We start from the raw sequence: 26,404 nt of genomic DNA on the forward strand, positions 1-26,404 counted from the left end.
CGGAAGAGCTCCAAATGATATTGTTTATTTTAATATGCTAGGACAAGAAATATATCGAATAAAAAGTAATACTGAGTTTAGAACATTCGTACAAGCTTCTACCTTTTCTGAAATTGTAGGTGGACAAGCAAGTATTGCGCCTGTAGGAAGCGGTATATCTGGTTTTTTTGTAGAAGCTCAAATGCCAAATATAATTCAAACTAGAACTCAAAGTGGTGAAGATGTTAGTGGTCCAAAATATCAAGTAAATGACTATCAAATAGCTGCAAGTACACATCTGGCAAATAATGAACTTAACTCTGGTAATATGATAGTAGGAGATAAGAACGGAAATATCATCCCTCAAAAAGCTCTAAAAGATGTTCCTGATATTTCCGTAAATTTAGTAAAAGCTTGGAGTATGCAAGAATCACATGCTGGAACGAATGGTTCAATTTTACAAGTTAATAATAATGGGGATTTTACACCGGATAAAACAGCAATTGGAATTACAAAAGGAGCAACATTCTCAACAAATAAAGAAATTAATTTATCTATTAGATATGCAATCGGTAAGGGATTTTCTTCCAGTCCAAATTATTCAAAAGATGGTAGTGGTAAAATAATTTCTAGAAACTGGTCTTGGAGAGGATGGAATGAAGCAATTAAAGGTTATAATGGCGGAGGTGTAAAAGGTTATGAAAAATATATTCAAACAATGTTAAATCAAAGTAGAACACCTAAACCTTCAAATTATTAAAAATATGAAGACAAAAAAGATTGTATTATTTATAATATATTTTATCAAATGCGGATTCTCCTTCGCACAGAAAAAGGAAATAAATTATACAGAAGAAAGGCACAAGTTTAATAAAAAACTTATAGTCAATCAATGTTATAATATGGTTAAAAAGCAGATTACTAATAATGATGAATTTAAAGGCAGCTTTTTAGGTCTGGTTAAAACGAAAACAGGTAAGACTTATTTTATTGTAAAATCCTCGTACATTTTTAATTTAAATAAAAGTGCAATGGCAGAAAGTCAAATTTTTGTTTATAATTATAAAAACGAATTTGTCGGCTATTATTATTTGAGTAATATTAATCAATTGCCTTGGAAATTGTTTCATAATAAATTATACTTTAATAACAAAGATTGCAGGGAAAAGATAATTGTAGATTTTACCACTGGTATACCTAATGCTATTAATTTAAAATGTAATGGAGTTGACGACTTCATTGAGTTAAAATAAATGTCTACTATTAACATTGGAATTCTGCTTGTTAATGTGCAAAAAGGCGGCATTAATTGGATAATATCTAACTAGGGGATATTTTACGACAGATACTAATTATGAAGTCATTTAAACTTTTCTGTTTGGAAAAAAGGCTGGGATTTAAGATATTGTAATTGCAAAAAACAAATTAAATTTCCCAGCCCGTGTACGAAGTACTAGGCAAAGATATAATAGAATTTGAATTAGTAAAACATATTCCAAAAAATAAAAGAGGTTTTAAACCCAAGGTCGCGACTCTTTCGATCGTTAATGCTATTTTGTATAAATTAAAGACCGGACTTCAATGGTATATGCTTCCTGTAAAAAGCCTTATTCCGGAATTCGATTACAGCTGGAACAGTGTATATTATCATTTCAGGAAATGGAATAAGATGGGAGTCTGGGAAAAAATATGGATAAGGCTATTGAAATCCAGGAGGATAAAGATGGATTTGTCCCATATTAATTTTGACGGCAGCCACACTCCGTGAATCAAAGGTGGAGAAAGAGTAAGCTATCAGGGCAGAAAAAAAAGAAAAACAACAAACTCTTTATATCTTACCGACAAAAACGGCATTCCCCTGGCTATGAGCGAACCTGAATCAGGAAAACACCATGACAGTTATGAAATCCATACTCATTTTAACGAAGTGATTTCTGTACTTAAAGATTCAAAGATCAGTGTGGATTGGATGGTTTATTTATGAATGCAGATTCTGGTTTTGATTGCCATGAGCTCATAATACTATGCTTTCAGTATGGAATAATCCCGAACTTTGCCAGAAATAAAAGAAGCAAAACAGTAGAAGATGATATCTGCTTCGATCTGCAACTTTACAAAGAAAGATATTCAATTGAAAGAACAAACGCCTGGCTTGACAGCTTAAGATCACTGCTGAATAGATATGATACAACTGTAATCAGTTGGAAACCTTTAAATTACATCGCCTTTATTGTGATTGGACTCAAGAAAAGTAAAAAGTTTAAATGAGTTCTACTTGAGTTCTACTTGAGTTCTACATTATTCCATTAATTTCCAATTATTTGAATAAACAGGCATGATGGGAAACTTTAATAAAGCCTTTTCTTGTCCTAATGTAAAAATCATTTTGATTTCAGAAGTATCTTAACTGAAGATACTTCCAGCATCCAGCTTCTCTCTTCCAGCCTATTAATCCATTTTCTACTTCGGGTTCACATTAAAAATAAAAGCTTAATTAAAAACTCTTATTGGTCCAGCCATTTCCTGAACAGCATTGCTTTTGCCTTGCTTACAATAATTTTTTCATCGGATGACGGATGCATGGTGACCAGCAACCGGCCGTTAAAAAAATAATCTACCGTTTCCACAGCATTCCGGTTGAGGATAAACTGGCGGTTGGCCCGAAAGAATATGCCGGGGTCGAGTTGCTGCTCCAATTGTTCTAAGGTAAACTCGATAATATATTGCTGTCCCTGCACCGTACAGGCGTATACGATCTCATGGGCTGTATAAAACCAGTGGATTTTAGCAGCTTCCAGCGGAATCAGCCTGCCGCAGTAATGGATGAGAAAGGATTTTTTATAAATTTTGACAGGGGATTGCAGCTGTCGCAGCAAAGCCCCGATCCGGGACTCTTTTTCTGTACCGGAAGTAAAAAAAAATTCATATTTTGTTAAGGAACGGTGTATTTCCTCTTTGTCAAAAGGCTTTAAAACATAATCGATACCGTTGTTACGGAAAGCATCAATAGCATAATCGTTATAGGCTGTCACGAAAATTACCGGTTTTTTAAGCGGGATTTTCCTGAAAATTTCAAAAGATAATCCGTCGGAAAGCCTGATGTCTGAAAAAATCAGATCATATACCTCTTCTGATGCGGAAAACCACCTCAGGGACTCTTTGATATTGGGCAAGACCTTGATAATCCGGGCAGCAGGACGTATTTCCCTGATGATATATTCAAGGTTTCGGGCGATGGCAGGTTCGTCTTCTATCAGAACAATGCTAAGGTCTCTGGTCATAACAGCGGTAGTTTTACAATGAAATGATTTTCTGTACGGCGGATTTCTATTTCGCGGGAAGTCTGTAGCCTGAATCTTTCATTAAGATTGGCGAGTCCCATCCCCGTGCTGTCTGTTGCATGGGCAGGCTGTAAGTTGTTTTGAATAACAAGAACGTCCCCTTCATCAAAAATACCAAGGATGATCGGATTATCAACGGTAGCGGTATTGTGCTTAACGGCATTTTCCACCAAAGGCTGCAGGGAGAGATGAGGAACGGAACTCTGCAGAAGATCCGGGCGTATATTAATCTCTATCTTAAATGCATTTTCCAGCCGCATGGCTATTAATTCCGTATAAGAATCCAAATGCTGAAGTTCCGTTTCCAATGACACAGGTTCACTTCCCGGATGCGCCAGTGTATACCGGAAAACTTTGGAAAGATGTACAATATAAGCCTGAGCGCGCTCAGGATCTTCTCTGATAATGGATGAAATACTGCTGAGCGTATTGAAAAAGAAATGAGGGTTCAGCTGCTCCTGTAGTAGCGTCAGCTGGGCTTTTACGTAAGCGGTGTGAAGCTGTTCGTTTACAGTATCTTTCTTTTTACCTTCCCGGATCAGGAGAATAAGCCGGATCATCACGGCCACCATGACCGTACTGAGCAAGAAACGGATGAAATATCCCCGCGCTATCGTCCCGGGCAGATGTACGCTCCCAAAAAGTGCAGAATGAATAATGCTTCCCAGAATAAGAGCAGCAATTATCAACAGCAAATTGAAAGTATAAAATGTTGCCCGCTGCCGGTTTTGCCGGTAAACACTGAAAAACCTGTTCTCAGTGAGATTAAGCCGGAACAGCAAAAGACAGAACAGCATATTGTATACAAACTGAAAGCTGTATTCCCATATATCGAAAGTCCAGTAACGGGCAATAATCCCGCCGCTCTTAAGTGCCAGTAACTTTGCTGAATTAACCACCAACGTGATTAAAAAAGCACTGTATAGGCAGATTTTGGTTTCGTTTTTCATCATATCTGCAAATAACGTAAATATTTACGCTGATTCGTCAAAATATGAAAACGAAGCTGAAAAATAAGATGGTGAAATTACCAGAAGAAACTTAAGCCTGGGAAAATAAAATCTTAGGGCATTTTTTATTTTCCGAAGAATATTTTGTCCTGTTCCTGCTGATCGTTATAAATTACCTGAAAAGTGACCGGCATATATTGATAAAGACGTTTCCAGTGTGAAATTTTAGCCCGTTTTTTAAAGCTTTCGAAAGATCGTATAAAAAGATTTTCGATCATATTTTTTACATAGGAATCTCCGCTTTTGTATATCATTTCCATCATTGTGATGTGATGGACCATAATATTTACTTTCGATTCCTGAAGAAGCCTCCTCAAATAATTGATGGTGGACTGTATGATTCCTGCAAAATTACCCTGTATGGACAATTGGATGATTTCGGTGCGTAGCTGTGGGTAGAAAAATTTTAAATATTCAGTCGCTTTTGCCTGATTAATCGTCTGCATTGTTACATTCTCCATAATTAATTATTTTCCAGAGTTTCCATAGTATCGCGAAAATTGTACCAAAATCAAGTAAATTCCAAAATTTAATAAAAATTTTACAGTGATTTCCGAAGGTGGAGGGTCGATTTATTTTCAATCTGTTTTTTTTCATTCTTCAGTACCATTTGCGCCAGCTTTTTTCCCATTTCCGAAAAATCTGTGGACAGCGTGGTAATGCCATTCTGTACCACCTTTTTCAGAGGCGTTTCATTATAGGAGATAATGCCGATATCTTCTCCTATGATCAGACTATTCTGGTTGCATTTTTCAATGGTCTCCACCAGCTGCCGGTCATTGGGAATAAGGAATACCTGTCCTTTTCTGAGTTTGAAATTTTTAAGATCCGGGATAACCGAATGGTTTTTATGATGTTGTTTACAGAATTTTTCAAAACCGGTAACCATATCATAAGGTTCTTTCTGGCCGGGAAATATCAGGATATACCGGTTGTATTTCTGCAGCAGGTCCAAAACCGATTCCATCGCCGTATAGATATTTTCCGCGAAATTCTGGTAGATACCGGAATATATCTTCAGGGATTCCCTCATCTGGTCGATGATGTATACATCATTTTTTGGAAGTTTGGCAATAGAACTTTCTACCCCCTCTACATTTGCCGCCAGGATAATGTATTTTGAGTAGTTTCCGATATTATCTGAAATCAGTTTGGAAAACATAACGGGATCAAAATGATGGAAAAATGTATCGACCTGAACTTTTCCGGCAAGGCCTTTCAGAAAAGAGTTAAGAAGATCTTCCTTGAAAATATTCAGTTCATCGAAAAGAAGAAAATACCGTTCGTCAAAACTGAAATCTTCCGTCCTTACATAATAGCCTTTGGCTGTAATGGATTTCACAACACCTTTCTTTTTAAGCTTTTCATACGCCAGGAGAACCGTATCTCTGGATATTTTATGTTCTATGCAGATTTTATTTACAGAAGGCAGTTTATCGTTGCGCAAAAGCTTTTTTTCGATAATAGCTTTTTCAATGCTGGACATGATTTGCTGGTAAAATGCAACAGAGCTTTCTTTATCGATGTGGATGAATTTCATACTAAATCTGGTAGTAAAACTGTAAAAACTGGTAGGTATTGGTTTGCAATGTACCACAAACTTTATATATTTCAAAAACAGTTAACAAATAATTAACATATCTGGTTATTTAACTAAAAGACTGTTACTTATGGTGTTTTTAAAATCCATTTAAAGATGTTTTTTTAAATAATTTTTAAGAATATAGGTAAAATTAAAGAATGTTGATGGTTTTTTTGGTGATCTTTTGGTAAGATGGCAATAAATACAAAGTATGGTTATAATTAATTAATAATGTAATGATGATTGATGATGAATAATACAGCACAGCAACGTACTCCGGTAGAACAAATAGATAACAGAAAACAATTAGTAAAAAACATGGACAATAAACTGGTTAATTCCACGGTACAGGCATTTCGGAAACAATTCGGAGAAGATCCGGACTCTATTTTTATGTCTCCGGGCAGAATTAACATCATTGGTGAACACGTAGATTACAACCATGGGTTTGTACTTCCGGCAGCCATTGATAAATATATATGCTTTGCCGTGAAATTATCCGATTCGGAATCAGGTGAATTCTATGCAGCTGATCTGGATCAGCATTTTGTAGTAAACATACATAATGAGCTGAAGCCTGTACAACAAAAGTGGGTGAACTATATGCTCGGCGTTATTCATGAAATAAAAAAGCAGGGGAAAAAAATCGGGGGTTTTAAAATTGCGGTAAGCAGCGATATTCCAATGGGTGCCGGACTTTCGTCTTCAGCAGCTTTGGAATGCGGATTCGCCTTTATGCTTAACAGTATTTATCAGCTAGGGATTACCAGGGAGGCAATTACACTTATAGGGCAGGCAGCAGAACACAATTTTGCCGGGGTTAAATGCGGAATTATGGACCAGTTTGCATCTGTATTCGGCAAAGAGGAAAAAGTAATTAAGCTCAACTGTTCCACCCTCGAATATGCTTATTACGATGCAAAGCTCGACGATCACTGTTTTGTGCTTTTCGACAGCTGTGTGAAGCACAGCCATCTGACGTCAGGCTATAACGACCGGAGAAATGAAGTTGATCGCGGAATCAATATCATAAAGGCCAGTTTTTCTGAAGTGAAGGATTTCAGGGATGTCACCCATGATATGCTGGAATACCTGAAGGCAGACCTGGGGGAAATCATTTTCAGACGTTGCCGGTATGTAATAGAAGAAATAAGCAGGGTAGAAGAAGCCGCCTTTGCTTTGCAGAACCAGGACTTTAAAAGATTGGGAGAACTCCTTAATGAAACCCATCGAGGCCTTTCTCATGATTATGAGGTAAGCTGCAGGGAACTGGATTTCCTGGTAAAAGAAACCTTAAAAGAAAAAGGGGTCTGCGGGGCGAGAATGATGGGCGGAGGCTTCGGCGGATGTTCCATTAACCTTATTAAAAAAACGGAAGCCGGCAATATCATTGCCTCGGTTCAGAAAAAATATAAAGAAACTTTCGGAATAGAGATGAAAGTATATCAGGTGAATATTTCAGAAGGCACCCACCAATATAAGGAAAATCAGAAAGCCACATTTAATCGTACTGAGCATCCGCACCGCCGTTACAATCCTCTTTTGGACGAATGGGTGCTTGTTTCTCCGCAAAGGGCAAAACGTCCGTGGCAGGGGCAGCAGGAAAAGGTTACTGAAGAAAAACGGCCTTCACACGATGCATCCTGCTATCTGTGCCCTGGAAACACCAGGGTAAACGGTGATGTGAATCCTGAGTATAGGGGAGCATTTGTTTTTAAAAATGATTTTCCGGCTTTGCTGAGCGAAGAAGTGGCTCCTGAAGGCCATGCTCAGGACGATTTATTCAGGATACAACCTGAAAGAGGAATAAACAGGGTAATCTGTTTTTCTGATGATCACAGCCTTACACTGCCGGAAATGGAGCTTGAGGATATTGAAAAAGTAATTTCCGTTTGGCAGGAAGAATATAAAGCTCTGGGTGCTGTAGACTATATCAATCATGTACAGATTTTTGAGAATAAAGGAAGTGTGATGGGATGCAGCAACCCCCATCCCCACGGGCAGATCTGGGCACAGTCTTCCATTCCCAGCCAGGTCGCCAGAACCCAGCAGAACCTTAAAACATATTTTGATCAGCACCAGCGGACACTTCTGGAAGATTATCTGGAAAAAGAATTTGAAAAACAAGAAAGAATGGTGGTGGAAAACGAATCTTTTGCTGCGGTAGTGCCTTTTTGGGCAGTATGGCCCTATGAAACCATGATCATCAGCAAAAGAAGCATCAGCAATATCATGGAGTTTTCCGAAGCGGAGAAAAAATCGTTTGCGGCCATTCTTAAAGACCTCACCATACGGTATGATAATCTTTTTGAAACATCGTTTCCGTATTCTGCAGGGATGCACCAGGCGCCCACAGACGGTGAACAGCATCCGGAATGGCATTTCCACATGCATTTTTATCCGCCACTGCTCCGGTCGGCAAGTGTGAAAAAATTTATGGTGGGATATGAGATGCTGGCTGAAGCCCAAAGGGATATTACGCCTGAGCAGAGTGCTGAAATATTGAGGAAACTTTCTCCCGTTCATTACAAAGCAAAGGGCGACCGCCATTTTTCCCCGGCGTTGGCTGAAGACCTGTAATAATCTGAATACATTAAAAATAAAACTAAATAGAATCAACTTAAAAACTGAGTATGAATAAAATTTTACTAAAAAGGAACAAAGCCCCGATTGGGTTCTCTGTTTCCGGGAAAACCTGTGCTGCGGCGTTTTTTCTTTTGTTCGAAGTCATGAATGCCCAAAAAACAGGGAATACGAAACCTGCCAGTGACTCTGCCAAGACTAAAGTTCTGGAAGAAGTCGTGGTAGTAGGCTATGGAACGCAGAAAAGAAAGGATATTACGGGATCCGTAGCTTCCGTACCGAAAGACCGTCTGCAGAATTTACCGGTCACCAATATTACACAGGCTTTGCAGGGAACCACTGCAGGGCTCAGTATTGTAACGGGTTCTTCGGTTCCAGGAAGTACGGGATCAATCAGGGTTCGTGGTGTTAATTCGCTTGCCGCCGGTACAGATCCGCTTATTGTTATCGATGGATCACCATTTTCCGGTTCTTTAAATGATATTAATACCAGGGATATAGAGTCTATTGAAATCTTAAAAGATGCATCTGCTACAGCAATCTACGGAACAAGAGGAACCAATGGAGTTATTCTGGTAACAACCAAAAGAGGTAAGACGGGAGTTCCGTCTATCAGTTACAGTGTATCCAGTTCAATCGATGATATAGCCCATAAACTGAAACCGATGGGGCCTGACGCCTACGTACAGAAATATGCGGATTATATGAAGGCCAGAAATTTGGCACAGACTTCTGTACTGCCTAACCAGAGTGAAATCGATAATTATAATAAAGGGATTACCACAGACTGGCTGAAGGAAGTAACGCAACCGGGGAACACCGATGAACACAGCCTTAGCGTATACGGCGGTACGGAAAATGTAAAATATTATGTTTCCGGAAACTATCTTAATCAGGAAGGCGTAATAAAAGGGTATCAGTTCCATAGGTTTAATTTCAGAACCAATCTGGATGTTAATGTGACGAAATGGCTGAAAACAGGAGTCAGTTTTTTCTATGTAAACAACAATTACAGCGGGGGAAGAGCTAATCTTTTATATGCTACTGCGATGAGCCCTTATTCTGTACCTTACAAAGATAACGGAGAGTACAATATTTTTCCGATGAATCCTGAGCTGCTGTATACAAATCCGCTGTTGGGGCTGGCCACCGACAGAATGTCTGTTGCCAAAAATCTTTCCGGAAATGCTTATATGGAAATTAAACCGGGATTAAAAGGGCTTACTTTTAAAATACTTTCATCCTACGCGCTCAATACAAATGCCTATGGATCATATACAGGCCGTAAAGCAAATGATAATGTGGGAAATGCCTATAAAAGCAATAATCAATATGACGACTGGACTGTAGAGAGTATATTGACTTACAACCGCGATTTTGAAAAACATCATGTGGATGCAACATTTTTGTACGGTGCATACGAATGGAAAGGTGACACGACATGGGCGTCCGGTGTAGGTTTCTTTACAGATGATTATTCATATAATAATATCGGTGCTGCAACATCAAAGAATGCCGGTTCCAATGCATTCAGAAGATCCCAGATTTCACAAATGGGAAGAGTGAATTATTCTTATGACAGTAGATATTCATTAAGCCTTACTGTCCGTAGGGACGGAGCTTCACAATTTGGAGCAAACACAAATAAATTTGCCGTATTTCCGGGAATGGCCGTGGGCTGGAACATCAATAATGAAAGTTTCCTGAAGCAGGTAAGCTGGATGGATCAGCTGAAACTGAGATTTTCTCTGGGAGAAACAGGAAATCCGGGCATCCCTCAGTATGGAACATTAACGACTTTAGGGACCGTTCTTTACCCTTTTAGCGGAAATGTTCTTACAGGTACATATTTAGGTGGTATCGGGAATGCTGATCTGAAATGGGAAACCACGAGGACGGCAAACCTCGGTTTGGATTTTACTTTTTTAAATCACAGGATCAATGGTACCGTAGAAGTCTATAAAAGTAAAACCAGAGATCTTCTGATGTGGAGGAACATCCCAAATATTACCGGTACCGGCAGCATCCTTGACAATATCGGAAAACTTGAAAACAAAGGACTGGATTTTACCTTAAATACGGTAAATATTAAAACGGAAAATTTCAAATGGGAGACCGGGCTTAATTTCTCAACATTCAGGAATAAAATTGTACAGCTGTATGGCGATGGTAAAGATGATATTGCCAATGGTTGGTTTATCGGGCAGTCGTTAGGAGCGGTTTATACCTATAAAATGGTTGGAATATGGCAGCAGGGAGAAGATCCTTCCAAATGGGATCCTACGGCAAAACCAGGAGATATCAAATTTGCGGATACGAATGGCGACGGAAAGATAACACCTGAGGACAGGGTTATCCAGGGAAAAAATTTACCGGACTGGACCGGAGGGATTACCAATACTTTCACCTATAAGAATGTTTCATTAAGTATTTTCATTCAGACGGCACAGGGCCTGATGAGGGGAAACAATGACATCAGCTATGGCGACGAGATCGGAAGAAGGAATATCCCTCAGGAAGTAGGTTACTGGACGCCTGAGAACAAGAGCAACGATTTTCCTTCACTGGCCTATACCAATACCAGAGGCTACTGGTTCCCGAGAGATGCAAGTTACGTAAGACTGAAGGATATACGGTTAAGTTACGCATTCTCTCCTGCGGTGCTGGAAAAAATAAAAATCCAGAGCCTCATGATCTATGTGGCCGGAAGAAACCTCTATACCTGGACCAAATGGATCGGCTGGGATCCTGAAAGTAACCAAGCCCCAAGAGGATCAGGAGATTTTAACAACAACTATCCTTTGGTACGCAACTTTGCCGTAGGCTTAAATATAACTTTATAAAATAAGACCCATGAAAAAAATAATAAAATCAACATGCATATTGCTGCTTCCGCTTTTGGCAGTCAGCTCCTGTAAAGATTCTTTCCTTGACGAAGATCCGCCTTCCGCCATCAGTGCGGAAACCATGAACAATAAACTTTCCCTGCAGGCAGCACTGATAGGGCTATACCAGAACCTGAGTAATTATTACACCCAGAGCGACTGGCAGGGCTGGGTATCCGTATGGCAGGTAGGTACCGATATTGTATGGCCGCAGGAAATTCAGGGAGTAGAAATTCCATATTATAATTATTCGCTGCTTACCTCTACGGATGGGCCAGCTGCAAGGCTTTGGGCGCACAACTATAATATTATCCGGAATGCCAATGCCATCATTTATAATGTAGAGAATAATACAATTTCTGATATGACAGATGCAGAGAAAAAAGCATTTTCTGCAGAAGCCAGGTTTTTCAGGGCATATGCATACAATAGCCTGGCAACTTTTTACGGAGGTGTACCCTTGGTAACGGAACCCATCAAAACGCCAAGATATGATTTTGTAAGAGCACCGATCGATCAGGTAAACACACAGATAAAAAATGATCTCCTCTATAGCGTAAGCAATCTTCCTGTTGTAGGACAGACCGCTGCCGAACAGCGTGTAAATAAAGATGTAGCGAGACAACTGCTGGCTAAAGTATACCTGAGAACCAACGAGCCTGCACTTGCTGAAGCTCAGTGTGATGCCATCATTAATAGCGGAAAATATTCTCTGGTGAATGCAAGATATGGCGTAAAAGCAGGAAGTCCCGGAGATTACTTTTCCGATATGTTCTTTAAAGGGAACCAGCGCAGATCGCAGGGAAATAAAGAAGCCATCTGGGTTCTGGAAAACGAAAATCCGAGCATTATCGTGAACGGAAGCAGCGGAAGCCCTCAGCAAAGACGTGTTTGGGGAGGAGGCTATCATAATATTAACGGAATGATCCCTGCCGATTCCCTTGGGGGTAGAGGCCTTTCCAGAATCCGTCTCAACAACTGGGTATTGTACAAGCTATATCCTCAGGGGGACATGAGAAACTCCAAATACAGCATCCACAGACAGCATTATTTCAACAATACGGCTTCAAAGTATAATTCTATCAAAGGACTTCCTGTTCCATACGGGCAGGATAAACAATACACTCTTTCAGACGGAACAACCGTAAATATAGCCAAATCGGATACATTGGCAAAGATCAACCCATACACATTAAAATGGGGCCAGTTTGATCCGAATGATGTATTCGGTTTCGGCATGTGGAAGGATTTTATTCTGATGAGGTTAGGCGAAACCTATCTGCTGAAAGCCGAAGCCCAGGTAAAACAGGGAAATACCTCAGGAGCGGCGGCATCCATCAACGTACTGCGTACTCGGGCACAGGCCCCTCAGGTATCTGCTTCCCAGATGACCTTAGACTTTGTGCTTGACGAAAGGGCAAGGGAATTATTGGCAGAAGAAAACAGAAGAGAGGAACTCGTAAGAACCAAAACACTGCTTCAGCGGGTAGCGGCACATAATACCGACGGCCCGTCCCAGAGACAGATTGTAGGGCTTACGGCAAACAATCTTTTATTGCCGATCCCCTTGAATGAGATCCAGCTCAACAGCCAGGCCGTTCTTGAACAGAATCCCGGATATTAATATCATGCAAAACACATTAATTTTCTTCTTATATAGTTTATTTTTAAGTAATGCTCTGCAAAGGGCATTACTTTTCCTACAAAAACGATTTTCAGGAAAAAAGTTTTATAAAGCACAGATGATGTTGAATAAATTATGATAAATTGATCAGGAAAATGGAGTTTGAAAAATGGTTTCACAAAATAACAGTCATATGAAAAATAAAAAAAATATACTCTTTTACCTGCTTCTGATGAGTGTACTGTCCTGGATGAACGCTCAGGAATTTCATCCGGGAGAAATATGGAAAGATACACAGGGGAATCCGATCAACGCGCATGGTGGCGGAATCCTTTTTCAGAACAATACTTACTATTGGTACGGCGAGCACAAAGATAAAACCAATGACGCGAGGATAGGAGTTACCTGCTACTCTTCCAGAGACTTATACAACTGGAAATACGAAGGGGTTGCTCTTGCGGTAAGTAATGATCCGGGATCGGAAATCGTTTCCGGCTGTATTATCGAGAGACCGAAGGTTATTTACAATAAAAAAAATAAAGAATACATCATGTGGTTTCACCTGGAACTTAAAGACCAGGGATATAAAGCGGCAAAAACCGCGGTTGCCGTAAGCAAAACACCTGCAGGGCCGTTTGTTTACGTAAAATCTTATAATCCCGACGCAGGACACTGGCCCTTGGGATTTAAAGAAGAATGGAAACATAAAGAAATCACGGAAGGAGACCTGAAAGGCTGGACACCCGAATGGGAAAAAGAAGTACAGGAAGGATTGTACATCCGCAGAGACTTTAAAAACGGACAGATGGCCAGGGACATGACGCTTTTTGTAGATGACAACGGAAAGGCTTACCATATTCATTCTTCCGAAGAAAATATGACCCTTCATATTTCAGAACTTACCGACGATTATAAAGGGTTTACCGGAAAATATGCCTTAATTGCGCCGGGTGGACAGAATGAAGCACCGGCCCTCTTCAAAAAAGACGGAATGTACTATCTTATAACTTCAGGATGTACCAGCTGGGATCCCAATGCCGCGAGATCGTTCCGGGCAAAATCCATTTGGGGGCCTTGGGAATCGTTGGGTAATCCGGCGATCGGTGAAGATGCGGAAACCACCTTTCACTCACAAAGCACGTTTGTTCTTCCGGTACACGGAAAAAAAGATGCCTTTATTTTCATGGCAGACCGCTGGAGGCCCAAAAACCCGATCGACGGAAGATATATCTGGCTGCCGCTGGAATTCCAAAACGGAAGACCTGTCATCCGATGGAAAGACCATTGGTCGCTGAAAGATTTTAAATAAAAAATACAACAGATAGTTTCTAAATATGATCAGATGAATAGTAAAAACCTGAAATTTCTCGCACTGTCGGCAGTAATAATTCCGTTTTCATTCAGTAAGTTACCCTCCGGAAAAACGTTGACGCTTACTGTAAGAGTTACCAATGATCTCTGCTTTGAGCGGAAAGAAATCATAGGGATTCCGGTATCAAAACTGAAAGGGTTGTCCCAAAAAGCACTGAGGATTAAAAGTGCGGAAACCGGCGAAATACTGAGGACCCAGTGGATAGATTATAACAAAGACGGAAAGGCAGATGAGTTTTTGTTTCAGGCGGATGTTCCGGCGAAAAGTACATCCCGGTACACGCTTTTTTCTGATGCTGATGCCCAAGAACCTCAAAGCAGCAGCGTTGCCTATTCCAGGTTTGTTCCCGAACGCAGCGACGATTATACCTGGGAGAATGACAGGGTGGCCTTCCGTACGTACGGCCCGAAAGGACAGAAGGAGGCTTTGGAAAAAGTTCAGGGAAGTACCATTTCCAGTGGGATCGACCTCTGGTTCAAAAGAACCGGTAAATCCGTCATCAACGAATGGTATGCAGGACATGTAAAAACACCGTTTTATTACCATACCGATCATGGAGAAGGATACGATGCTTACCATGTGGGAGACAGCCGCGGAACCGGGGGAACCGGAGTCTGGAAAAACGACAGCCTGTACATCTCTCAGAATTATACAGCATACAATACCATAGCGGCAGGCCCGCTGCGTACCGTGTTTGAGCTGACCTATGCTCCGTATGGTCCTTATAAAACTTCAGAAGTAAAAAGAATTACGCTGGATGTAGGATCCAATTTCTCAAAATTTGATATCAGCCTTAAATCTGAAAAGCCTTTGAAAGACTATACCGTCGGCGTTACCATGCATGATAAAAAAGGAGAATATAAAATCAAAAAAAAGGAAGGATGGATGAGCTATTGGGAAAAAATAGACGGTTCGTACATTGGAAGCGGGGTAGTGATGGATCCTGCGGCCGTTTCTTCCACTTTTGCACGTATTTCTGAAGTACCGGACCAGAGCAACATCCTTATGATAACCAGGCCTGAAAATAAAGTGACCTATTATGCAGGTTTTGCCTGGGAAAAGAGCGGGCAGATCAATAATTTCAACGACTGGGAACAATTGCTTATCCGGCAGGCTGAAAAACTGAAACATCCTTTAAAAGTAACTTTTCAGAATCATTAAAAATACATTAAAATTCCTGCCGGAAACTAAAAACGATAGGCATATGAAACGAACAAATACCGGATATATCAGCAGTATAATCACAGGAATACTTATTCTGTGTGCGTTTTCCTGCAAAACAAAACCAGTCTTCCTGTTATCTGAAGACAAAGAATGGGCAGCCTCCGCTCTGCAGACGGCTGAACAGCAATACCGGTTTTTAGCAAAAGAAACCCCTGCCGGCCGCTTCCCAAAAACACTTGAAAACGGAAAACTGATCACCAGCAGTTCAGACTGGTGGTGCAGCGGATTTTATCCGGGAACCCTTTTTTACCTCTATAAAGCTTCCGGTGAAAAATTTTTTCTTCAGGAAGCGGAAAAAAAGCTCGCTGTCCTCGAAAAAGAAAAAAACAACAAAACGACACACGATCTAGGGTTTATGATGTTCTGTAGTTTTGGGAATGCCTATAAAATTACCCGCCAGTCTCAGTATGCAGCAGTAATCGATACCTCTTCACAGTCATTGATTTCCAGGTTCAGTCCGGTTACCGGGACCATACGTTCCTGGGATCCCGCACCGTGGAACAGCAAATGGAAATACCCGGTGATCATTGATAATATGATGAACCTTGAAATGCTGCTATGGGCGGCAGATCATTTTAAAAATCAGGAGTTCAGGGCAGTCGCTCTTAAGCATGCTGAAACAACACTCAAAAACCATTTCCGTTCCGATTTCAGCAGTTACCACGTCGTTTCATACGATCCTGAAACAGGCAGGGTGGAAATGAAGAACACCGATCAGGGATATGCCGACGAATCTGCCTGGGCTAGAGGCCAGTCCTGGGGATTATACGGATATACGGTGATGTACAGGTTTACCAAAAAACCGGAATTTCTGAAACAGGCGCAGGGAATTGCAGACTTCATTCTGAATAATCCCAATCTTCCGGCAGACAAAATACCGTATTGGGATTTCAACGATCCTGCAATTCCCGGGGCAAAAAGGGATGCTTCTGCGGGAGCCGTAATGGCGTCTGCCCTCCTGGAGCTTAAAAACTATGTCCCAAAATCAAAATCAGAAACCTATGCAAAGGCAGCAGAAATAATGCTGAAAACCCTTTCTTCTCCGCAATACCTTGCTCGTAATGGCGAAAATGGCGGGTTTATCCTCAGGCACGGCGTAGGAAACATGCCCGATAAAACCGAAGTCGATGTTCCGCTGTCCTATGGCGATTATTATTACGTAGAAGCATTATTAAGATATTTGGGTAAATCATTAGACTAATGAATAAGAAAAACTGTGGTATTTTAGTAAGTCTTATCCTTTCATTATGTACGGGATGTTCCGCTGTACAGAATGATTCAGGAAATAAGATTTCAGAATCTTATGTAGGGGAAGGCTGGGCAAAAAACTCCGTTAATACGGTGGTATTCCGGAAAAATGCATTGGTAACGGATCATAACAGTCAGTACATTGCCTATTACGATCCGCAGGGAAAGGTGATTGTCGGGAAAAGAAATATACATTCGCAAAAATGGGAAACAAAAGAAACCTCTTATTCCGGACATGCACAGGATGCCCATAATACCATCAGCATTATGACCGATGCGGAAGGTTACCTGCATATCGCATGGAACCATCATGATACACCTCTACAGTATGCCCGAAGCAAAGCGCCAGGCTCCCTGGATTTTACGGAACGCCTTCCTATGACGGGACAAAATGAAGAAAAAGTATCCTATCCGGAATTTTACAGATTTCCCGGAGGTGATCTCATCTTTTTCTACAGGGACGGAAGTTCAGGAAATGGGAACCTTGTCCTCAACAGATATGACGGTAAAACAAAAAAATGGACGCGTTTACACGAAAATCTCATTACTGGTGAAGGGAAACGGAATGCTTACATTCAGGCTTGTATCGACGGGAAGGGAACCATCCATCTTTCATGGGTGTGGAGGGAATCGCCCGATGTGGCATCCAACCACGATCTTTCATATGCCTGTTCCCGCGATGGGGGCAAAACATGGCAGAAATCCACCGGGGAAAAATATCAGCTGCCCATGACCATAGAGACGGCGGAACGTATTGTTTCCATTCCACAGAAAAGCGAACTCATCAATCAGACTTCCATGGCTGCCGATGCTCAGGGAAATCCTTTTATTGTAAGCTATTGGCGGGAACCTAACAGTCTCATCCCGCAATATCATCTTATTTATAAAAAAGGAAATATCTGGGAAGTTGATAATATGAATTTCAGGACACAGGCCTTCAGTCTGAGCGGTGGCGGAACGAAAACCATTCCTATGGCACGTCCTCAGCTGGCCGTTTCTGAAACTGGAAGAGTATACCTGATCTTCAGGGATGCGGAACGCGGAAGCAGGATTTCAGTGGCTGAAAACAGCTTTCCTTTTACAGAAAGATGGTTTATCAGAGATCTTTCGGAGGAAAATGTAGGATCATGGGAGCCGAATATCGATACGGAACTCTGGCGCACACATAAATATATCAGCCTCTTCGTACAGGAAACCAGGCAGGTGGACGGTGAAGGGCTGTCTGACGAAAAAGCTACTCCCGTCAAAGTACTGGACTGGAAACCCAATGAAAAATAATAGGAATTAAATAAAAAAGAATGAATACGATTCGTAATATATTTTCAATACTTTTTTTGAGCCTGATGGCTGGGAACTTCCATGCCCAGTCAGCGAAAAATACCGTTCCGGAAATTTTCACGGTTAAAAATCCGGATTATAAAAGAAGTCCGTATACCGGGATGACCCGTGAGCATTGGAAAGAAGCTGCAAAGTATATGCTTCAGGGCGCATTCAGCTATGTTCATACCCTTGATGATCCTATGGTATTTCCGAAACAGCCCGGAAAAAGCTATCCCAGAGATCCGAAACAGATCCCTACCGAAAAACTGGAAGGACTCAGCAGAACTCTTTTTATTGCCTCCGCACTCCTGCGGGAAAATCCGGATCTGGAAATCAACGGTATCAAACTTTCCGACTATTACCGCCATCAGATCCTGAATCTGATTGATCCGGCAAGCCCTTCCTACATTCCGGTAAAAGATCCTAAAAGCGGTCCCAGCCAGATTCTGGTGGAATTCGGGGCATTATCTATTTCTCTTTTTGTGGCACCGGATGTATTGTGGAAGCCGCTTACCCAAAAGCAGAAGGATCAGCTGGCGGCTACCATGCTCAGCTATGGCGAGGGTCCGACCATCGCTTCCAACTGGAGGTTTTTCAACATCTTTATTCTCAGCTTCTTCAGGGAAAATGGATATAAAGTTAACGAGGCTTTGATGAAGGAATATCTTACCAAATCTCTCGAACAGTACAGGGCAGACGGGTGGTACAACGACTCCCCGGCTTACGATTATTACAGCATGTGGGCATTTCAGCTGTACGGAATCCTGTGGTCTGATTTTTACGGTAAAAAGCATGAGCCGGAAATCGCCGCTCAACTGATCCGCAATTTTAAAGAAATGGGTGAAAACTATCCCTATGCTTTTTCGGAAGACGGCAAAATGAATATGTGGGGAAGAAGCATCAGTTACCGGTTTGCCTCCATCAGCCCTTTACCGTTCTTAGGTATACTGAAGGACACCGAAACCAACTGTGGCTGGATGAGGAGAATATCTTCCGGCACATTGCTCCAGTTTCTTGAAAATCCTGATTTTATGGAAGATCATGTTCCTGCATTGGGATTCTACGGTCATTTTGAACCGGCAGTACAGATCTACAGCTGCAGGGGAAGTGTCTATTGGATGGGTAAAGCGTTTCTGGCACTGCTCATTCCTGAAGACAATCCGTTCTGGACGGCTACAGAGAATACCGGTCCGTGGAAAACCGAATTTAAAAAAGACCGGGTTTATAACAGATTCCAGAAAATAAGCAACCTGATGATTACGGATTATCCGGCCATCGGTGCTACCGAGATGAGGTCCTGGTGCCATGAAAAAGCAGCGGACGACTGGCAGCAGTTCCGTTCCTCAGAAAATTACAACCGCCTTGCTTACAACACGGCTTTTCCGTGGCAGGCAGACGGCAAGAACGGTGAGGTGGCTATGAACTACGTCCTGAAAAATCAGAAAAATGAATGGGAACCTTTTCGCCTTTACACTTTTAAAAAATATGAAAACGGCATCTATTACCGGGACGTTGTCCTGGAAACCGATGCAGACATCACCATGCAGCTGGCAGATATCACATTGCCTGACGGGATTTTAAGAATAGATAAAAATAATTCCAAGAAAACTGTTGATATGCGTTTAGGACATTATGCACTTCCCGAATTAAAACAGAAAATAAAAATATCTACCCGGAAAACCGGTAAATTTACGGCAACCATTATTGATAACGGAATCTATCAGCTGGCAATGATCCCGCTGTCCGGATGGGAAAAGGTGGAAGCTGTAGCAGCAGAAGATCTTCATCCGGTCAGTAAAAAAAGCATGGTACTGGATGCTTCGGCCCGTTATAGTCCCGGAAAAGAAAACATCTATTCCACGTTAATGCTCTGGAAAAAATCAGGCAGTGGATGGTCGGAAAAAGAGCTGATGCCGGTAAAAAAAATAGCCTCATCTTCCGACGGCCTTGTGACGGTAGATTTCGCAGACGGCACAAAAAAAGTAATTTCTTACTAATATTAAAAATCTGGTTAAAATCTGAACATAAAACCTATGAAGTCGGACATTTTAAAATATATCTTATTTACAGTGATGACCGGTACGCCGCTTTTTTCGCAGCAGATGCCGAAAACCGTTGCCGATAAAGACCTGAACGCTTATCTTTTCGTTTACTTCACCGGAAATAAAGTAGAAGAAGAAGCTGTCCGTTTTGCGGTGAGCAGGGATGGTTATCATTACTATGCCCTCAACGATAATCAGCCGGTGATCGATTCAAAAAAGATCAGTACAACCGGAGGGGTACGGGATCCCCATATTCTTAGATCAGAGGACGGAAAGACCTATTATATGGTGGCAACCGACATGACCTCAAATAAAGGCTGGGATTCCAACCGGGGAATTGTCCTGCTGCAGTCGAAAGACCTTATTACCTGGACCTCCCGCAGTATCAATATACAGAAAGCCTACTCCGGAAACGAAGATTTAAAAAGAGTATGGGCACCTCAGACGATTTATGACCGTGAGGCAGGAAAGTACATGGTTTATTTTTCTATGAAAAATGGGAACGGCCCGGATATCATCTATTATGCTTACGCGAATAAAGATTTTTCCGGCTTTGAAAACAAACCGCAGCAGCTTTTCTTCCCGAAAAACGGTAAATCCTGTATCGACGGGGATATTATCCTGAAAGACGGCATTTATCACCTCTTTTACAAAACCGAAGGTGACGGCAATGGCATCAAAGAAGCAACTGCGACAAAACTTACTTCGGGAAAATGGACGGAAGAGGAAGATTATAAACAACAGACAAAGGAAGCTGTAGAAGGAGCCGGAGTATTTAAGCTGAATCATTCGGATGAATATATTCTCATGTATGATGTGTACATTAAAGGAAAATACCAGTTTACCAAAAGTACGGACCTGGAACATTTCAGCGTGATCGATCAGGATATATCCATGGATTTCCACCCGCGCCACGGTACGGTAATGCCCATCACCAATACCGAATTGAAACGTCTGTTTTCAAAATGGAAAAAGCCTGCGGATTTTCCTGTGGTTAATAATAATCCTGCCCTGGAAGGATTCTACGCCGACCCCGAAATCTTATATTCCCGGAAAAATAAAAAATACTATCTGTATCCTACTTCAGATGGTTTTACCTCATGGAGCGGGACCTATTTCAAAACATTCTCTTCAGATGATCTTACCGACTGGAAAGATGAAGGCATTATTCTGGATCTGAAAAAAGATGTGCCGTGGGGACCCCGTAATGCCTGGGCACCGACAATTGCAGAGAAAAAGATCCATGGAAAATATAAATATTTCTTTTACTTCACCGCTGCCCAAAAAATCGGCGTGGCTGTTTCGGATGAACCCAATGGTCCGTTTAAAGATTCGGGAAAACCTTTAATTCATTTTAAACCGGAAGGCGTTTCAGGAGGGCAGGAAATTGATCCGGACGTTTTTACCGATCGGAAGTCCGGGAAAACCTATCTGTATTGGGGTAATGGATATCTTGCTGTAGCCGAGCTTAATAAAGACGGGCTGTCGGTTAAAAAAAATACAGTGAAAGCCATCACACCGGACGCGACATTCCGGGAAGGAACGGAAGTATTTTACAGAAAAGGCAAATATTATTTCCTTTGGAGCGAAGATGATACCCGGAGCCCAAACTACAGGGTACGTTATGGAATTTCGAACAGCCCTGCAGGTCCCGTTACCATTCCCCCAAATAATATCGTGATCAGCAAAGTTCCTGAAAAAGGTATTTACGCGACCGGCCATAATTCGGTGATTCAGGTTCCCCGAACAGATGAATGGTATATCGTATATCACAGGTTTAATGTTCCGGACGGTATTACGATGGGCGATGCGGCTGGTTACAACAGGGAGGTTTGCATAGACCGGCTCAGATTTGATGACCGGGGATTCATTATTCCCATTATTCCGACCCTGCAAGGCATTCAGCCGGTTTCATCTAAATAAAACAATTAAAAAAATATATAAATAACGATACAATGACAAAAACGGAATTCAGATATGCGCATCACCCTGAAGATGTAAAAAATTATACCACAGAACAGTTGAGGAAACATTTCCTCATTGAAGATCTTTTTCAGGAAGATACCATTAAACTGGTGTATACGGTTTATGACCGCTATATGGTGGGAGGTATTTTTCCGGTGAACCAGCCCCTGAAGCTTGAAACCATTGATGAGCTTAAATCCGAATATTTTCTGGACAGAAGAGAGCTAGGCATCATCAATGTTGGCGGAAAAGGAAAAGTTACCGTAGACGGAGTGGTGTATGAGCTGGATCACAAAGAAGCACTTTACATCGGGAAAGGAAACAAAGAAATCATTTTTGACAGAACAGAGGCAGGGCAGCCTTATTTTTACATGAATTCTGCTCCGGCGCATCATGCGTATCCTACCCGTAAAATTACAAAAACCGAAGCTGAGATTGTAGAGCTTGGCGAACAGAAATATGCCAACCGGAGAACCATTAATAAGCTAATCGTCAATACCGTACTGGAAACCTGTCAGCTGCAGATGGGAATGACCGAACTGCACCCCGGAAGCATCTGGAATACCCTTCCCGCCCATACCCATGAAAGGCGTATGGAGGCCTATTTCTATTTTGAACTGGAAGAAGGCCAGGCCGTTTGCCATTTTATGGGCCAGCCGCAGGAAACGAGACATATTTTTATGAAGAACCATCAGGCCGTAATCTCTCCGGAATGGTCGATCCACTCGGGAGCAGGAACCTCCAGCTATACTTTTATCTGGGGAATGGCAGGCGAAAACCTGGATTACAGTGATATGGATGTGGTATCACCGGACCAAATGAAATAACAGCTATGAAAAGTTTATTCGATTTAAATGGAAAGAGGGCACTGATCACCGGAGCGACCCACGGATTGGGAATGGCAATGGCGGAAGGGCTCGCCGCGGCAGGAGCAGAACTGCTGATTACCAGCACGACACCCTTAAAACTGGAAGAGGCCCTGAACCGGTACCGGGAGAAAGGATACCGGGCTTCGGGATATCTCTTTGATGTTACGGACGAGCAGGCCGCAAAGGAAAATGTAGAGAAAATGATTCAGGAGCATCAGAAAATCGATATTCTGGTTAACAATGCCGGGATTATCAAAAGAATCATGGCGCTGGACATGGAAGTGGAAGATTTCAGGAAAGTGATTGATGTGGATCTGGTGGGCGTTTTCATCATGTCAAAACTCGTTGCTAGGGGGATGAAAGAACGTAATGGCGGTAAGATCATCAATATATGTTCGATGATGAGTGAGCTGGGAAGAGATAATGTCTCTGCGTATGCGGCTGCCAAAGGCGGACTGAAAATGCTGACCAGAAACCTGGCGACCGAATGGGCCAGATACAATATTCAGGTCAACGGAATCGGTCCCGGATATTTTGCTACCAGCCAGACCGAACCGATACGCGTAGACGGAAATCCTTTTAACGAATTCATCCTCAACCGTACCCCGGCAGGAAGGTGGGGGGACCCGGAAGACCTGGCAGGAACAGCGGTTTTCCTGGCCTCTGAAGCGAGTGATTTTGTCAATGGACAGATCATTTATGTAGATGGCGGAATATTGGCGACCATAGGCAAACCCATGAACGAAAAATAAGAAGCTGATCTTTATGAGCCCTGAAAAATACGGTTCAAAAAGTACAGCTTGTTGATTACATTTAGCTTAATAGTACTATTTTCATTCTTAATATAATTTAAATATGATTTTACCAAAACATATCCGCAGCTTTACATTTACCGGCCTGCTGGCCTTGTGTACGGCTTACGGCTATGCACAGACACGAACGGAATACCTTCTGGATAAAAACTGGAAATTCAGCAAAGGCGACCATCCGGAAGCGGTACAGGCCGGTTTCAGTGACAAAAACTGGCAGACCGTTACCGTTCCGCATGACTGGGCTATTACAGGACCTTTTGACGGAAATAATGACAGCCAGAAGGTTCAGATCGTGCAAAACGGAGAAAAAGAAGCCACCGTTAAAACCGGCCGGACAGGAGGACTTCCCTTTATAGGAAAAGGCTGGTACCGGAATACTTTTGAGGTTCCCGCATTCAAAAAAGGGAAAAAAGCAACCCTCCTGATCGATGGTGCCATGAGCTATCCTGTAGTTTATCTGAACGGAAAAGAAGTAGGGCACTGGGCGTATGGCTACAATTCCTTTTCAATGGATATTACAGACCAGATGAAAGAAGGGAAGAATACACTGGCGATCGGACTGGAAAATAAACCGGAGGCTTCACGCTGGTATCCGGGAGCGGGACTCTACCGTAATATTCACCTGATCATTACCGAAGATACGAGTATTCCGGTATGGGGAACCTACATCACAACACCTGTAATCGATAAAGATTTTGCCAAAGTCAGTGTAAAGACCAAAGTCAATGGAGATCTTAAAAACCTTCGCCTGGAAACCTCACTTAAAAATGCAAAAGGAGAAATCGTGGCTACGGCGGTTAAAAATCTGGAAGATACCGACGGAAATGAGTTTGATCAGGAGATTATCGTACGTAATCCGGCACTGTGGTCACCGGAGAATCCGAATTTATATATGGCCGAAAGTAAACTGTATTCTGGAAACCAGCTCAAAGATGAGTATACGACACGTTTCGGCATCAGAACCCTAAAATTTGAACCCGAAAAAGGATTTTCCCTCAATGGTACATACCGGAAATTCAAAGGGGTATGCAATCATCACGACCTTGGTCCTTTAGGAGCGGCTGTTAACGAAGCTGCTCTCCGCCGTCAGTTGGTTTTGCTCAAAGACATGGGAGTGGATGCCATCAGGACTTCCCACAACATGCCTGCACCTGAACTGGTAAAACTCTGTGATGAAATGGGCTTTATGATGATGGTGGAATCTTTTGATGAATGGAAATCTCCGAAAGTTACCAATGGATACAGCCACCTTTTCGACGAATGGGCGGAAAAAGATCTTATCAATATGATCCATGCCAACCGCAACAGCCCCAGCGTGGTGATGTGGAGCATCGGAAATGAAGTTCCCGACCAGGGTACCAAAGAAGGCGGGAAATTACTGAAATTCCTTCAGGACATCTGCCACCGTGAAGATCCTACACGTCCGGTTACCGCAGGAATGGACAGGCTGCAGAATGCTCTGGATAATAATTTTGCGGCCGTTCTGGATATCCCCGGATTCAATTACAAGCCGAAACATTACGAAATGGCTTACGGCAGGCTCCCACAGGGAATGATCCTCGGCAGTGAAACGGCATCCACCGTAAGTTCAAGAGGCGTATATAAATTTCCTGCAGAGCCGCAGAAACACAAAATGTATGACGATAACCAATCTTCATCTTACGACCTGGAATACTGCAACTGGTCCCAGATCCCCGACGATGAATTCGTAAAGCAGGAAGATCTGCCTTATGTCATCGGTGAATTTGTGTGGACAGGATTCGACTATCTGGGTGAGCCCACTCCTTATGACGAAAAATGGCCTTCCCACAGTTCCTATTTCGGAATCATCGATCTGGCAGGAATTCCAAAGGACCGGTACTATTTATACCGGAGCCACTGGAACACTTCAAAATCTACCCTGCACATCGTTCCGCACTGGACGTTTCCGGGAAGAGAAGGAAAAGTAACACCGGTATTTGTATACACCAGCTATCCTTCGGCTGAACTCTTCATCAATGGAAAAAGTCAGGGCAGACAGGAAAAAAACAAAACTTCCAATACGGCAAGATACCGTCTGATGTGGAAAGACGCAATCTACCAGCCAGGAGAAATTAAAGTAATTGCCTATGATGCCGATGGAAAAGCAGTAGCGGAAGAAACCGTAAAAACTGCCGGAAAGCCTCATCATATTCTACTGGAAACCGACCGTAAAACACTCGGTGCGGACGGGAAAGATCTTGCATATATTACCGCAAGTGTTGTAGATGCTGAAGGAAATCTTTGTCCTGATGCCGATCAGGATCTCAGTTTTTCCGTTTCCGGTGCCGGAACGTATAAAGTGGCGGCCAACGGCGATGCCACAAACCTTCAGATGTTCCATTTACCGGTCATGAAAGCTTTTAAAGGAAAGCTTGTGGTAACGGTCCAGTCGACGGAAAAACCAGGAAACATAACGCTTAAAGTAACAGGAAAGGGTTTGAAACCAGGAAAAATTGAAATCGAAACAAAAGCTGAATAATATAGAATTAAGGTCCGGTTGGTAAACCATACATTCCATACCGGAAGA

18 protein-coding genes and 2 pseudogenes are annotated in these 26,404 nt (G+C 42.1%); 16 read left to right on the top strand and 4 right to left on the bottom strand.

The features are described 5' to 3' along the window. The first annotated feature begins 34 nt into the window (after nucleotides 1-34). The 3 genes and pseudogenes from ACED20_RS17610 to ACED20_RS17620 all read left to right on the top strand — a co-directional run bounded on the left by ACED20_RS17610 (nucleotide 35) and on the right by ACED20_RS17620 (nucleotide 2,247). Complete coding sequence (locus tag ACED20_RS17610; protein ID WP_345766303.1) at nucleotides 35-739, top strand: hypothetical protein; 705 nt, start codon at nucleotides 35-37, stop codon at nucleotides 737-739. Nucleotides 740-743: 4 nt separating this feature from the next. Beyond that, entirely contained in the window at nucleotides 744-1,232 is a 489-nt protein-coding gene (locus ACED20_RS17615; RefSeq protein WP_378106064.1) for a hypothetical protein, read from the top strand. 176 nt (nucleotides 1,233-1,408) lie between these two features. Beyond that, nucleotides 1,409-2,247, top strand: a pseudogene (locus tag ACED20_RS17620) (IS5 family transposase). Between the two features lie 236 nt (nucleotides 2,248-2,483). Here the strand turns inward: ACED20_RS17620 and ACED20_RS17625 are convergent. The 4 genes from ACED20_RS17625 to ACED20_RS17640 form a co-directional block, all read right to left on the bottom strand. Then, nucleotides 2,484-3,260, bottom strand: coding sequence for a LytTR family DNA-binding domain-containing protein (locus ACED20_RS17625; protein WP_294231631.1), 777 nt, complete (start codon nucleotides 3,258-3,260; stop codon nucleotides 2,484-2,486). Further along, a complete protein-coding gene (locus tag ACED20_RS17630) occupies nucleotides 3,257-4,273 on the bottom strand; it encodes a sensor histidine kinase (RefSeq protein ID WP_378106066.1) in 1,017 nt (338 codons plus the stop codon). The genes ACED20_RS17625 and ACED20_RS17630 overlap by 4 nt, the downstream gene beginning before the upstream one ends. A 122-nt stretch (nucleotides 4,274-4,395) precedes the next feature. Next, nucleotides 4,396-4,791: a hypothetical protein gene (locus ACED20_RS17635; protein WP_294236738.1), complete on the bottom strand. Its 396-nt coding sequence runs from the start codon at nucleotides 4,789-4,791 to the stop codon at nucleotides 4,396-4,398. 80 nt (nucleotides 4,792-4,871) lie between these two features. Further along, a complete protein-coding gene (locus ACED20_RS17640) occupies nucleotides 4,872-5,870 on the bottom strand; it encodes a substrate-binding domain-containing protein (RefSeq protein ID WP_294201756.1) in 999 nt (332 codons plus the stop codon). 360 nt (nucleotides 5,871-6,230) lie between these two features. On the opposite strand from ACED20_RS17640, the pseudogene galK reads away from it, so the two are divergent. From galK to galB, 13 genes and pseudogenes are all read left to right on the top strand, one after another. Next, a pseudogene (galK, locus tag ACED20_RS17645) lies at nucleotides 6,231-7,373 on the top strand (galactokinase); the annotation flags it as partial. Continuing rightward, nucleotides 7,368-8,492 carry a UDP-glucose--hexose-1-phosphate uridylyltransferase gene (locus tag ACED20_RS17650; RefSeq protein ID WP_378106133.1) on the top strand — a complete coding sequence of 375 codons (1,125 nt, stop codon included), beginning with the start codon at nucleotides 7,368-7,370 and terminating at the stop codon, nucleotides 8,490-8,492. The pseudogene galK and the gene ACED20_RS17650, both read left to right, overlap by 6 nt. 53 nt (nucleotides 8,493-8,545) lie before the next feature. Then, nucleotides 8,546-11,338, top strand: coding sequence for a TonB-dependent receptor (locus ACED20_RS17655; RefSeq protein WP_294221072.1), 2,793 nt, complete (start codon nucleotides 8,546-8,548; stop codon nucleotides 11,336-11,338). Between the two features lie 10 nt (nucleotides 11,339-11,348). Continuing rightward, nucleotides 11,349-13,004 carry a RagB/SusD family nutrient uptake outer membrane protein gene (locus ACED20_RS17660; protein ID WP_294201751.1) on the top strand — a complete coding sequence of 552 codons (1,656 nt, stop codon included), beginning with the start codon at nucleotides 11,349-11,351 and terminating at the stop codon, nucleotides 13,002-13,004. A 193-nt stretch (nucleotides 13,005-13,197) separates the two neighbouring features. Next, nucleotides 13,198-14,313 carry a glycoside hydrolase family 43 protein gene (locus tag ACED20_RS17665; RefSeq protein WP_378106070.1) on the top strand — a complete coding sequence of 372 codons (1,116 nt, stop codon included), beginning with the start codon at nucleotides 13,198-13,200 and terminating at the stop codon, nucleotides 14,311-14,313. Nucleotides 14,314-14,346: 33 nt separating this feature from the next. Then, nucleotides 14,347-15,537, top strand: a complete 1,191-nt coding sequence (locus tag ACED20_RS17670; RefSeq protein ID WP_378106072.1) for a DUF4861 family protein — start codon at nucleotides 14,347-14,349, stop codon at nucleotides 15,535-15,537. A 43-nt stretch (nucleotides 15,538-15,580) separates the two neighbouring features. Further along, nucleotides 15,581-16,801 (top strand): glycoside hydrolase family 88 protein, encoded by a 1,221-nt coding sequence (locus tag ACED20_RS17675; RefSeq protein WP_378106074.1) that lies wholly within the window; start codon nucleotides 15,581-15,583, stop codon nucleotides 16,799-16,801. Next, the gene (locus ACED20_RS17680) at nucleotides 16,801-18,126 is read left to right on the top strand and encodes a BNR-4 repeat-containing protein (protein WP_378106076.1); all 1,326 of its coding nucleotides are present in this window, start codon (nucleotides 16,801-16,803) and stop codon (nucleotides 18,124-18,126) included. Before ACED20_RS17675 ends, ACED20_RS17680 begins: the two co-directional genes overlap by 1 nt. Before the next feature lie 20 nt (nucleotides 18,127-18,146). Further along, nucleotides 18,147-20,165, top strand: a complete 2,019-nt coding sequence (locus ACED20_RS17685) for a DUF2264 domain-containing protein (protein WP_378106079.1) — start codon at nucleotides 18,147-18,149, stop codon at nucleotides 20,163-20,165. A 36-nt stretch (nucleotides 20,166-20,201) separates the two neighbouring features. Beyond that, entirely contained in the window at nucleotides 20,202-22,133 is a 1,932-nt protein-coding gene (locus ACED20_RS17690) for a family 43 glycosylhydrolase (RefSeq protein WP_378106081.1), read from the top strand. Between the two features lie 32 nt (nucleotides 22,134-22,165). Further along, entirely contained in the window at nucleotides 22,166-23,002 is an 837-nt protein-coding gene (kduI, locus tag ACED20_RS17695) for a 5-dehydro-4-deoxy-D-glucuronate isomerase (RefSeq protein ID WP_378106083.1), read from the top strand. A 5-nt stretch (nucleotides 23,003-23,007) separates the two neighbouring features. Continuing rightward, complete coding sequence (locus ACED20_RS17700; protein WP_295212868.1) at nucleotides 23,008-23,796, top strand: gluconate 5-dehydrogenase; 789 nt, start codon at nucleotides 23,008-23,010, stop codon at nucleotides 23,794-23,796. A 103-nt stretch (nucleotides 23,797-23,899) separates the two neighbouring features. Beyond that, the gene (gene galB, locus ACED20_RS17705; protein WP_378106085.1) at nucleotides 23,900-26,356 is read left to right on the top strand and encodes a beta-galactosidase GalB; all 2,457 of its coding nucleotides are present in this window, start codon (nucleotides 23,900-23,902) and stop codon (nucleotides 26,354-26,356) included. The last annotated feature ends 48 nt before the right edge of the window (nucleotides 26,357-26,404 follow it).

Origin of the sequence: Chryseobacterium sp. sg2396, assembly GCF_042610505.1 — a bacterium.
Taxonomy (GTDB): Bacteria; Bacteroidota; Bacteroidia; order Flavobacteriales; family Weeksellaceae; genus Chryseobacterium.